Annotated in this window: 9 protein-coding genes; 5 read left to right on the top strand and 4 right to left on the bottom strand. The window is 59.7% G+C overall.

Annotated elements, in window-relative coordinates; genetic code table 11:
• Positions 1-70: 70 nt before the first annotated feature.
• A complete protein-coding gene (locus C7450_RS34140) occupies positions 71-361 on the bottom strand; it encodes a PIN domain-containing protein (RefSeq protein ID WP_110377575.1) in 291 nt (96 codons plus the stop codon).
• A 23-nt stretch (positions 362-384) separates the two neighbouring features.
• A complete protein-coding gene (locus C7450_RS26910) occupies positions 385-1,392 on the bottom strand; it encodes an AraC family transcriptional regulator (RefSeq protein ID WP_110377574.1) in 1,008 nt (335 codons plus the stop codon).
• A gap of 357 nt (positions 1,393-1,749) precedes the next feature.
• On the opposite strand from C7450_RS26910, the gene C7450_RS26905 reads away from it, so the two are divergent.
• Both C7450_RS26905 and C7450_RS26900 read left to right on the top strand, forming a co-directional pair.
• Positions 1,750-3,012, top strand: coding sequence for an anaerobic sulfatase maturase (locus tag C7450_RS26905; protein ID WP_110377573.1), 1,263 nt, complete (start codon positions 1,750-1,752; stop codon positions 3,010-3,012).
• Positions 3,013-3,101: 89 nt separating this feature from the next.
• A complete protein-coding gene (locus tag C7450_RS26900) occupies positions 3,102-5,657 on the top strand; it encodes an arylsulfatase (RefSeq protein ID WP_110377657.1) in 2,556 nt (851 codons plus the stop codon).
• 538 nt (positions 5,658-6,195) lie between these two features.
• Here the strand turns inward: C7450_RS26900 and C7450_RS26895 are convergent.
• Positions 6,196-7,053 (bottom strand): LysR family transcriptional regulator, encoded by an 858-nt coding sequence (locus tag C7450_RS26895; protein ID WP_110377572.1) that lies wholly within the window; start codon positions 7,051-7,053, stop codon positions 6,196-6,198.
• 94 nt (positions 7,054-7,147) lie between these two features.
• Here C7450_RS26895 and C7450_RS26890 point away from each other — a divergent pair, with 94 nt between their 5' ends.
• A complete protein-coding gene (locus C7450_RS26890) occupies positions 7,148-7,528 on the top strand; it encodes a tautomerase family protein (RefSeq protein WP_110377656.1) in 381 nt (126 codons plus the stop codon).
• Positions 7,529-8,044: 516 nt separating this feature from the next.
• On the opposite strand, the gene C7450_RS26880 is transcribed toward C7450_RS26890, so the two are convergent.
• On the bottom strand, positions 8,045-8,473 hold the full coding sequence (locus C7450_RS26880; protein WP_110377570.1) for a hydantoinase/oxoprolinase N-terminal domain-containing protein: 429 nt from the start codon (positions 8,471-8,473) through the stop codon (positions 8,045-8,047).
• 191 nt (positions 8,474-8,664) lie between these two features.
• Here C7450_RS26880 and C7450_RS26875 point away from each other — a divergent pair, with 191 nt between their 5' ends.
• Both C7450_RS26875 and C7450_RS26870 read left to right on the top strand, forming a co-directional pair.
• Positions 8,665-9,327, top strand: a complete 663-nt coding sequence (locus tag C7450_RS26875) for a GntR family transcriptional regulator (protein ID WP_170147460.1) — start codon at positions 8,665-8,667, stop codon at positions 9,325-9,327.
• Positions 9,328-9,832: 505 nt separating this feature from the next.
• Entirely contained in the window at positions 9,833-11,572 is a 1,740-nt protein-coding gene (locus tag C7450_RS26870; protein WP_170147459.1) for a thiamine pyrophosphate-binding protein, read from the top strand.
• Positions 11,573-12,174: the final 602 nt, after the last annotated feature.

Genomic DNA, 12,174 nt, shown 5'->3' with positions numbered 1-12,174 from the left:
GCTGACACCTTATCATAGGGTAGCGCCGCATGGTGCGCGTCACGATCCCGCGGTTTGGGAAGGCCTTTGGTCACACCCTCGACCGGATTGTCCTCGCTCCGAATGCCGGGTCTCCTTGCGCGGCAGCCGCGTCAGGCGACAACACGGCGATACCGAATGGCAGGAAATGCTTTGCGTTGCAGGTGACAACGATGAGTTCATGCGCCGCTGCGATGCCGGCGATCACGGCGTCGGCCATATCGGGCACTTGCGCGACACGGTCGGTTTTGCCCGCGCGCGGTTGGTAGCCGCGCAGCCAGCGCCTTTTCGCGTGATGCCGAGGCTTGGCCGGGCCGCCGATGGTCGCCTTCAGTGGCCACATCAAAGGCGTCACACGGCGTCATGCTACGGATTCTCTCGCGATCGTCGCCGCCATTCGGCCGGCGACATGCGCGACCAACGGCTAAACGCCCTGGTGAACGAACTGTGGTCCGAATATCCCAGCGCAAAAGCAATCTCCGCGATCGGCGCGTCGCCCGATCTCAGCAGGTGGCGGGCGCGGGAGAATTTCACTTCGTCGGCGATCTGGTCGAAGGTCGCGCCTTCCGCGCTCAAATGGCGAAACAGCTGCCGGCGGGAGACGCCAAGGCTGTCAGCGACCGTCTGGGCGTCGAGAGCATTCAGGCCGAGACTTCCCGCCACATGGCGACGGATCCGTTCCGAGAATGGCGCGCGCACGATTTGAAGCTGCCTAGCTTCGACGCGCTTTTCTTCGCGGGGGACATTCCTGGTCAACCAGTCGGACGAAAAAGAAACGCTGTCCTCAGTCGACGAAAACCGGATCGACCCGCCGAAAAAATCGCGATACGGCTGGGAGTTCGCGGGCTCGCGCCGGGTGAGGCGCACTTCCTCGGATGTCCAGTCCTCGCCGCAAAGGGACTGCAACAATCTGAAAATGATTCCGGTTGCGCCCTCCAGAACGAACTTGGCGCCGACGCAATCCGAATGTTTCAAGAGGAATCTCATCGTCGCGACGCCGTCGGTCACTGAAAGCCTGGGGTAACCGGCAAGGGTGTTGAATTGGAGGAGGCGCTCGACATTTCTGAGGGCAGTGTTCACGTCGGGCCCCTCGGCGGCGAGAAGACCGACAAGACCCAGTCCCCCCGGCTTGAAGGAACTGGTCACAAGCAGTCCGATATCCTGGCGGCCAGTAATTTCCGCAGCGCAGGCAAAAAGCCTGCCCAGGTCTTCTACTGCGATGCGGTTCTCCGGGTTGCGGTAAAGGCCTGGGGCGACGCCCGCCGCAGCAAATACGGTGTCGGGGCTGTAACCGAGCGACCGAATGACTTCGGGGAGCGCGAAAGACGAACCCACGCGAAAAGTCGCCGCATGAATGACTGCGGCCTGCGGCATGATTAGCTTTCCCAAAAATCTCAACCAGCGTCATTCCCTGCGATTTTGGCACGAAATGTCAAGCGGCGCCCGGCGTTTTCATCTTAGACTTCGGGATCGGATTGATCTGCCGTCCCGCAGGCCTCGATCGGCCCGTGACGCTCGATCTGCGTGCTGCGCGCCCGGCGCGCCTGAGGAGGATGACGCCATGATCACCGGACCCACTTCGGCGCCTGGCGCGCTTGCGGACGACAGAACGCGCCGCGCGGACGATTTCGCCCCGCGCCAACGCGGCGCAAGTCGCGACCCGAGGTTGCGGCGCATCCGTTTGAAGCCGGCGCGAACCCCGACACGAGGTCTTCTGTTGCGGCCGTCCGCATGACCGCAAAATCCGCATACCACCTTCTGACGAAGCCCGCCGGCGCGGCCTGCAATCTCAGCTGCGCGTATTGCTTCTTTCTGTCGAAGGAGCAACTTTATCCGGCCCGCGAAAGCCCGCTGATGCGGGACGACGTTCTGGAGGCTTACATCAGGCAATTGCTGGCGTCGTCCTTCGGACCGGAGGTCGAGGTCGCGTGGCAGGGCGGCGAGCCGATGCTGCGCGGCATCGATTTTTTCCGCCGGTCGGTGGCGCTCGCGAACAAATATCGCCCGCCGGGAACGCGCGTGCTGCACACGATCCAGACCAACGGCACGCTGATCGACGACGAATGGGCCAAATTTTTCAAGCAGAACGGCTATCTCGTCGGGGTCAGCATCGACGGGCCGCGCGCCCTGCATGACGCCTATCGCGTGACTAAAGGCGCCGAGGCCAGCTTCGATGACGTCATCCGCGGCTGGAACTGCCTGCAGAAGCACAAGGTTGACGCCAACGTCCTTTGCACGGTCCACGCCGCCAATGCCAATCATCCGCTGGACGTCTACCGCTTCTTCCGCGATGAACTCGACGCCCGCTATATCCAACTCATCCCGATCGTCGAACGGGCGACGCCCGAGACGATTGCCCTCGCCAATCGCGGCTGGGGCGGCCCCAAGGGATCGGATCGACCACTTTATGCCCAAACTGGAAATCTGGTCACGAACAGGTCGGTGAAGGCCGACCAATTCGGCAAGTTTCTGATCGCGATTTTCGACGAATGGGTGAAGCGGGACGTCGGCAAGGCGTTCGTCGTCACCTTTGACGTCGCGCTCGGCAGCTGGCTCGGACAGTACAATTCCTGCATCGTCTCGCCAACCTGCGGCGCCTCGCTCGTCATGGAGCACAATGGCGACGTCTATTCCTGCGACCATTACGTGGAGCCGGACCACCGACTGGGCAATGTCCGCCAGACCCCGCTTGGCGAGCTCGTGCTCTCCGAGAAGCAGCGCCGCTTCGGCGAGGCGAAATACGCCACGCTCCCTCAATATTGCCGTGGGTGCCCGGTGCTCTTCGCCTGTTATGGCGAATGCCCGCGCAATCGCTTCATCACTGCGCCGACAGGCGAGGAGGGCCTCAACTATCTCTGCGAGGGATACAAGGCCTTCTACCAGCACATCGACAAACCGATGCGGATCATGGCGGACCTCGTCCGCAGGGGGCGCTTCGCCGATGAGATCATGGGCCTGCAAGCGGGCGGACAAGGCGCGGAGCGGAGGTCTTGACGCGCGAGCGCAGGGCGGGGTGACGATTTTCTTCAAAGCGCGATCAAGTGGAGGGCGCGATGTTCAAAATGAACAGGCGGCAATTGTTCATGTCCACAGCCAAGAGCGCGCTTCTCAGCGCTCTTGGCGCCGTCGGGTTCCGCACGGGGGCCGAGGCGCAGGCACCGACGGCAACATCAGCGCCGGCGAGTCCGCGGGTTGCGCAAGGCAGCGAGTCCTTGGGCGAGCCCGGCTCGCCGTCGGCGATCCGCACGATACCCGGCGACATATTGCCGGCCCCTGAGCTGCCGTTCGGAGGCGAGATCAAACTCAACGCCCTGCAATCGAAGAGCTGGTGGCAGCCGCGCATCGTGCCGCCGAAAGGGGCGCCGAACATCGTCTTGATCATGACCGACGACGTCGGTTTCGGCGCGCCATCGACCTTCGGCGGCGTCATCCCGACGCCCACGCTTGACCGTCTCGCCGCCAATGGCCTGCGCTATGCCAATTTTCATACGACCTCGCTCTGCTCGCCGACGCGGGCCGCGCTGCTGACGGGCCGCAATCATCACTCGGTCGGCTTCGGCGTTATTTCCGAAATCGCGACTGGCTTCCCAGGCTATGACAGCGTCATGGGGCCGGAGAGCGCGACGATCGCGAAAATCCTCAAGGGGAATGGCTATCGCACCGCGTGGTTCGGCAAGAACCATAACACGCCAGCCTTCCAGACCAGCCAGGCCGGGCCGTTCGATCAATGGCCGACTGGCATGGGCTTCGATTATTTCTATGGGTTCAACGCCGGCGACGTGAGCCAGTGGGAGCCGATGCTCACCCGCAACACGACCCCGATCGCCCCGTTTGTCGGCAACCCAGGCTGGAACCTCATCACCGCCATGGCTGACGAGGCGATCGGCTGGATGAAGCAGATCAATGATCTCGATCCGTCGCTCCCTTTCATGATCTATTATGCCCCAGGCGCGACGCACGCGCCGCATCATCCGACGCCGGAGTGGATCAAAAAGATCAGCGCCATGCATCTCTTCGACGATGGATTCGAGGCGGTGCGCGAGCGGATCTTTGAAAACCAGAAGAGGCTCGGCGTCATTCCCGCCAACGCGCAACTGACACCCTGGCCGAAGGACCTGATCAAGACCTGGAAACAGCATACGCCCGAAGAAAAGAAGATGCTGGTCCGGGAGGCGGACGTTTATGGAGCCTATCTGGCCTATGCCGACCACGAGATCGGCCGCGTGATCCAGGCGGTCGACGACATCGGCAAGCTCGACAATACGATCGTCATCTATATCAGCGGCGACAATGGCGCTTCGGCCGAAGGCTCGGCGATGGGTACCTGGAACGAGGTGCTCCCGTTCAACGGGGTTCATCCGACCGCGGCCGAGAACATGAAGTACTATGACGCCTGGGGCAATAACGAGACCTATCCGCATTATTCCTACGCCTGGGCTTGGACCTTTGACACGCCGTTCAAATGGACCAAGCAGATCCCGTCCTTTTTCGGCGGCACGAAGAACGGGATGGTGATTTCGTGGCCGGCCGGGATCAAGGATAAGGGTGGAATTCGGTGGCAATTCCACCATGTCGTGGATATCGCGCCGACGCTGCTCGAGATTACCGGCATTGCGGCGCCGAACCAGGTGGACGGCGTGGCGCAGAAACCGATCGAGGGCGTGAGCCTCGCCTATACCTTCGCCTCCAGCGCCGGCGGGTTCAGCGCGCCGTCTCGTCATAGTACTCAGTATTTTGAGATGCTGGGTGTACAGGGGCTCTACAACAACGGCTGGATGTACAGCGCCGTGCCGATCCGCGCGCCGTGGGAACTCACCGGAGCGGCCGTCGCCGATCCGGCGACGGCGTTCAAGTTCGAGCTTTTCGAACTCAAGAACGACTGGACGCAGTTTACCGACGTGTCTGCGCAGCACCCGGAGAAGATGGCCGAGATGCACGACCTGATGTTCGGCGAGTTCGCCAAATATCAGGTGTTGCCGCTCGACGCATCGGCGGCGACGCGGTTTGTGGCGCCGCGTCCGAGCTTGGCGGCCGGCCGGACCGTGTTCGACTATTCGGGCCTTAAGGTTAGTGACATCCCCGAAGGGAACATGCCAAGTCTGCTCAATACAACCTATACGATCACCGCCGGGATCGACGTGCCCGACAATGCGAGCGGGATGATCATCAACGAAGGCGGGCGGTTCTATGGCTGGGGCCTTTACTTGGTCAAGGGCGCGCCAATCTTCACTTATAACAACCAGGGCCTCATCCGGACCCGTTGGCAGGGGCCGGCGCTCTCGGTTGGCAAGCACATCATCGAGTTCCACTTCCAATACGACGGTCTCGGGGCGGCGACGCTCGCCTTCAACAACGTGAGCGGCGTCGGCCGCGGCGGAACCGGAACGCTCAAGATCGACGGAAAGGTGGTGTCGACCCGGAAAATGGAGAATACCGTTCCCCTGACCAAGCCTCTGGATACGGTGTTCAACATCGGCGCCGCCGCCGGGACGCCGGTGGACGACGCAGACTATTCGATCCCGTTCCCGTTTGCCGGCAAGATCGACAAGCTCACCGTCGTGCTCGATCGGCCGAAGCTCACACCCGAAGACATCAGAAGGCTTCGTGAAGCGGAGGCGAGGCAGGGCGCTGACAAGTGATCAGAACATGGGGACGGATCGCTCTTGAATGATGTGGGTCAGTCCGTCCTCCTGGCGGCGCGCAACCAAGCGCCCGCCTCGTTCGATCGCGATGCGATGACGTCGAAGGGAACAGAGGCACGGTCGCGACGTGCACCGCCAGCTCAGGGTCACTGAGTGCCGTAGCTTTCCCGAGCTTCCCGAACGCCCTCTCGGCGTCGGATTTCCGATTTAGAGCATTTTCGAGCGAAGTGGGCACCGGTTCGCGTGAAGAAAATGCGCTAAAACAAAGACATGGAGCATTTTCGCGATTCGGAGAAACGCGAAAATGCTCTAGACCTAGACCTGGCCAGCGCCAAAACGGCTTCACAATCCAACAGCATGCCTTCGTGCCTCTGATCGGGAGTCGGGTGCCAGGGCCTTCGCTGCAGGCCCATGAAGGAAGCCTCACGTCACGTATCCGCTCACTCGGGGAAGCCGTTGGCCAGCGGCCTTGTGCTCAGGCCACTTCCTCGCCCAGGCTCATGATCGCCGCGGTTCCTCGTTCGTGTCGGACGCTTCAGCCTCGCGCCGCGCTCCTGAAGGCGGCCGAAAGTGCCGCGAGCGCGTCGCGCGGTCGTCCGTCCCTGATCCTGGTATGCAGGAATATTGGTAGACGAGGCAGGGTTGGGAGCCTGAGCCTTGGGCCGACGTCGACAGCGCCAAACGGCACCATGCGTGGAGACAACGCAGCGACGCCTAGCCCGGCCGTGACGGCTGCCGCCACCGCCGTCACGCCGCCGCCAACGAAAATCTCTGTCCACGGCACGCCTGCCGCGTCGAGAAGCTGCCCGGCCAGTGCCCGCACCCCACAGGGCTCGGCCATGGTCGCAATTGGCAAAGGTTCGTCCGCCCGCTGTTGCCAGCTTGGCGACGCGAACCAGCCAAATTGTTCTTCAGTCAGAAACTCGCCGTCGCTGCGCCGTGCTTGCAAGCGGACGATCACCGTGTCGAATTCTCGGCGGTCGAAGCGCTGAAGCAGATCATCCGATGAGCCGATCCGGATTTCGATCGCCAGTTGCGGATCTTGTGCGTTCATCCGGGCAATCAGCGCAGGAAGCTCAGGTCCCGCCACATGGTCGCTGATGCCAATAGCGATGCGCTGACGCTCCCGCACAAGCGAGGCGAGAGCTCGATCATGCACCCCCAGCAATTCACGGGCGGGATCAAGGAAGGCGGCGCCGCGAGGCGACAGTTGCACATACCGCGGCGTTCGTTCGAAGAGGCGGCACCCGAGCCTCTTTTCGAGACGCTTCAGCTTCAGGCTGACCGCTCCTTGCGTCGCCCCCATGGCTTCGGCAGCGTGCGTGAAGCTCCCGAGCTCGGCAATGCGCACGAAGGCCCGAACCGCATCAAGGTCGAGGGGCTGGTCCATCATTTACAATCGCAATCTTTGATATCCAGATCCATGCCATATGAAAATGCTCCTCCCGTGATTATTGTCAAGCGAAGGCAAATGGAAAGGACCTATGATGCCGCTCGTTCATATCTCATTGCGCGTCGGAAAGCCGGAGATGTACCGCCAGGCCATCTTCGATGGCCTATACCGCGCGATGCATGAAACGTTCAATGTGCCGGAAGACGATCAATTCATGACAATTACTGAGCATGACGCCGTGAATTTCCGCTACAGCGCGTCTTATCTCGCAGTCGATCGGAGCGATGACCTGGTTTACGTCCAGATCACCGCGAACAATACCCGGACCGTAGAGCAAAAGAAGCTGCTGTTCCGGCGGATTGTGGAGTTGCTGGGTGAGAACCCTGGCATTCGACCACAGGACGTGTTCGTCAATCTTGTCGAAGTGGCCAAAGAGAATTGGTCGCTCGGCGATGGCGTTGCGCAATACGCTTGAGGCTAGTGGAATGAATTTGACATTCGGTACCCGCTCGATGTCGGCCTCGAGACCGAATGTCAAATTCGAAAATTCCACGCGAATCATAAACTTCCTAGTGGTTCTCCTGTTTCCAACATTTGCCCTCGTGGCCGATACAAATGGGATGCAAATGTTGGAAACGAACCACTAGTGGTTCTGCTCCGACATTTGCATCCGCCTGATACGGGCCTCGGAGCCAATGTCGGAGTCAAGAGAACCACCAGCAAGTTATTGGTTCTAGTGGAGCTTTTGAATTTGACATTTGATCTGGAGCTTGATGTCGAGCGGGACTCACATGTCAAATTCGCTCCACTAGAGCCTGTTCTGTTGGTGCTCGACGATGCATGAAACGTTCAACGTGACGGCGGCGATGTCATCGAATTCGGCACGGGCGACGCACTCGGTTTGCCGCCGGTGAAGCCCACCAGGACCGGGCGGGTCCTGCCAGCCCCTTCTGTTATGTCAGCGTCGAGCGGGTGAAGAACGGACCACCGGTTACCGAAAGCCCCCGTCGGCCTCATCCATTGGCTCCAGCACGTCACCCTGCGCGTCGAGCCGCTCCGAAATCTCGCGGACATCGCGGCGCGAAACGGACGGCTCGGCCCTCGCAAAGGAATAGTTATTGGGATCAGAAAGTCGTCGGCGGCCGATTTCGAGAATATCGCGAAATCCGCGCGTAACCAGAAGACCCGTTCGCGCGACGTTCCGCTGAGCTAACGGATTCACTGCCAGTGTCGTGTCTTGGGAGAAATGCCGAATTTCATCCTCTTTACCAACAACCTTCTGAAGCCTCTCGGGAATTGCAGCGGCCGGATCGCTCGGCGTCGATGGGCCCTTGAGGTTAGTGACCTCGCGTTCGCTTCGAATAAACACGGAATCGGCGAATTTTCCGCCGACATCAATGCCAGCATGGAGGGAACTCATGTCCGGTTCGACTCCTGCTGTCTTTTTTTGTATGCTAATTCATATCCAAAATGGGCACAAGACCCTTCCACATTCTTTTGCCGTGCGGGCCCATAGACCTCGAGAATACGATCTTGTATTCAAACAGGAGCGGTCTAGGGTGGGCTTTCGCTCAGCATTCAGATAGATGCGGTTTCATGAAGGTTAGAGAGATGACGGTGCTTGCTGATACGTCCGGTGGATCCTCGGGCGAGACGCTCGTCAAGGTTGTCTATTCCCGGCTCCGCCGCGAGATTCTGGATGGGACACTGCGTCCCAATCAACCGCTTGTCGAAGTTGAGCTGGCTGACAGGATGAAGGTCAGCCGCATGCCCATCCGGGAAAGCCTTCAACGCCTGGCGGTGGACGGCCTGGTCCGATCGCAACGTCGTCGCTGGGTCGTCCACGAACATACCAAGCTTGAAGTCTGCGAGATGTACGAGGTCCGCACTGCGCTCGAAGGCGAGGCGGCGGCCTTGGCCGCGCGCAAGGCCAGCCACGAGCAGGTCTTGGCAATTCTTTCAGCGGGGCGCAGCACGCTGTTCAGCCAAGCCGAGAATCGCGCGGAACGTGTTGCGAACAACGAACACTTCCATAATCTCATCATTAACGCAGCGACAAATGATCGCCTGACGCAAATGATCGAGCGGAATAGCATTTTCCATTTCAACCAGCATGTCGCCTCCCTTTATTCCGGCGATGAGCTACATGAATCGGGTCAGCAGCATGAAGAGCTTGCCCGCGCCATACAGAAACATGACAGCGACCGGGCGCGTAAAATTGCCATCGCGCATGTCGAGCATGCGCTGCATATCATCATGACAAAGCTCTACTGAGGGAGAACGTGCTATTGAACCTTGCGCCGCGCTCACCGCTTTTCGTTCCGGCGTCGAACAGGCGTGCGCTCGTCAAGGCGCAAACGCCTGATCAGGATCTGCGATCGTTGATCTTGCGGATGCTGTGGGCAAGGGTGAATTCCCGCAGCACTGGACAATCTCTTCCATTTCTTGAGCAGCAGGCCGGCCGGGAAGGCGACTGCAGTTCGGATCTCCGACAGCGGGAATCCAAACCCGTCCGAGGTCGTCGGCTGCTCGCAAGACCTCTTGATAATGGAGGTTAAATTGAGACTGAATCGCCATTATCATTCTTCACGCGTGCGCGGTCACCGGTCCGGCCCAACGGACCGCGCTCACGCGTATCCGAGGATTCTGACCAGGTTTAACCCGTTGCCGACCCCGGAGGAAAGCTGCAAAATAGCGTTTGAACTGAGGTTCGTATACATATATGTTTGTATGCAAATTAGCATCCGAGCAGGCTTGCAGAGATTTAGGAGTGGCTCCCTTGGCGGACGCAAACGGCATACCGGCGATCATGAATGGCGCACAGGCAATCCTGAAAATGCTGGAGCTTCATGGCGTGCAGCATGTCTTCGGCCTCCCCGGAGAGACAACGATCGGCTGGTACAAGGAATGGCGGACCACTTCAAATATTGAGTATGTCCTCACGCGCGACGAGCGCACAGCGTCCTTTGCCGCCGAGGCTTACGCTAAAGTTACCGGCCGCCCTTGCGTCCTCGAGGCGCCGAGCCCCGGCGTTACACATTGCACACCGGGCATTACCGAGGCCTTTTTGAGCTCGGTTCCTGTTATTTACTTCAGCTCGGACATTCCGATCAATCAGGACAAGAAGCATGGTCTAACGGGAGTCGATCAAACGGCTCTGTATGCCAGCATCTGCAAGGAATCGTTCTACATCACCAACGTGAAAGAGATTCCTTTCCTGCTGCGGCGTGCCTTCCGTGTGGCGACCTCGGGCCGGCCTGCTCCGGTCCACATCCGCGTTCCGATCAACGTGTTTCACGAGACCGCGGAAATCACGGATCTCTATGCAGAACCGGACTATCAGGTCTATCCAGCCCATCGCCCCGTTGCTGATCACGCCAAGATCCGCAAGGCGATCGGCCTGCTGCTCGCGTCCAAAAAGGCAGTCATCATTTGCGGCCAGGGTGCCCTGATCTCGAAGGCTTCCGAGGTCATCCAGGAACTCGCTGAGCTTCTGCAGATCCCGGTGGGAACAACGACGCCCGGGAAGGGCACGATACCCGAAGATCATCCACTTGCCTTGCGGGTTATCGGCGCGCGTGGCGGGATGGACTATGCGAATGACTATGTGAAGGACACGGATGCCGTGTTTTTCGTTGGGACGAATACCGACTCCAGCAGCACCGATCACTGGAAGCTCTATGGTGATCCCACCAGCAAGGCTTTCTTGCATCTCGACATTGCCGAAGCGCATGTTGGAAACAACTTTCCCGTGCAAGTCGCTCTTGTCGGGGATGCGCGCGCGAGCCTCGCGTATATGGTGGAGCTTATAAAGGCGGAGCACCCGAGGCTCGATCGCACGCCAGTTGATCTCAACCCGATTAAACGCGCGGCTCTCGACAAGGTGTTCAATTCCAACATCCCGATGCCGAAGGGCGTTGTCTCTCCTGTAAAATTGACACAGGCTCTGGACGAGATGCTGCCGGATAACGCAATCGTCACAGCGGAGCCTGGAGTCAGCGCGATATTTCCATCCGCGTTGCTGACGATGCGGAAAGCAGGCCGGCGCTACCTCACCAATTATTCGATGGGGGCTCTGGGCTACGCCGTCCCGGCCGGGATCGGCGCGTCGTTCGCGAATGACGGCCCCATCATATCCTTTACCGGGGACGGGTCTCTGGCTTTCGTATTGGGCGATTTCGAGACAATCCGGCGCAGCGGAAAGAATGTCACCGTCATATTGACCCGCAACGATACTTACGGCTGGATTCGTGGAGAAGCGGTGCTTCTCGATAACGTGGATGCATCGTGGGCGACGGATTTCGGTGCTGTCGATTATATGAAGGTGGCGGAGGGCTTCGGATTCCGGACCGCACGTATTTCCTCCGAGGACGACATTCGCGGGGTTCTCGCGGAAGCGATCAGCTATGAAGGCGCAAGCTTCATTGAGATCATGGTGCCTTCACAAGATAAGATCATCCCTTTCGTGCCCGCGTGGGTCCGTGTCGCGAAGGAGCGGAACCTTCCATACTTCAGCTAAGATCGGCTGCACAGCCCGGAATGTGGGGACGTGGCCCTGCGCGATATGCTGGCCGCGTTAGGCCGCTCACAGCGAGCGCGTGTGTCGCTCCAAGAATAACGACCAGCTTCTATCGCATCCCGCCTAGCTCAGACAGGATGCAGAGAACGCGCCGGGCGCGTCATGGCCTACAGGCTGTCAACCCATTAAACGCATCCCGCCAACCAGTCCATTCCTTTAAAAAGGATAGGTCGAATCTGGGGCCCGCTACGCGCACCATGAACAGAGTGCATCCCGCATCAAGAAACTCCGGAGTTTTTGGGAGATCGTTTGGAGAAACTGCGATCCCCGTTCGATAGACTGTGGATCTCGCCCGATAAGCCCGCAAGCGGAATTCAGTTCTCGATTGTAGGCTCTCACTGTCTCAGGAGTCTTGAAATCCATCCAAATGTCGGCGTGGCGCGCGACCATCTCGGGTGGTTTCCGGTCGCCGCCGTTGCCGATCATAATTGGCAGCTTGCCGGCCGGAGGCGGATTAAGACGTGGGATCCTGTATCGGATAGCCTCCAAGGACTGATGGAGACGATCGAGACGGCGCTGTGAGTCAGACAAGTCATAGCCAT

Origin of the sequence: Chelatococcus asaccharovorans, assembly GCF_003201475.1 — a bacterium.
Taxonomy (GTDB): domain Bacteria; phylum Pseudomonadota; class Alphaproteobacteria; order Rhizobiales; family Beijerinckiaceae; genus Chelatococcus; species Chelatococcus asaccharovorans.
This window is presented reverse-complemented; position numbering and strand designations above follow the sequence as displayed.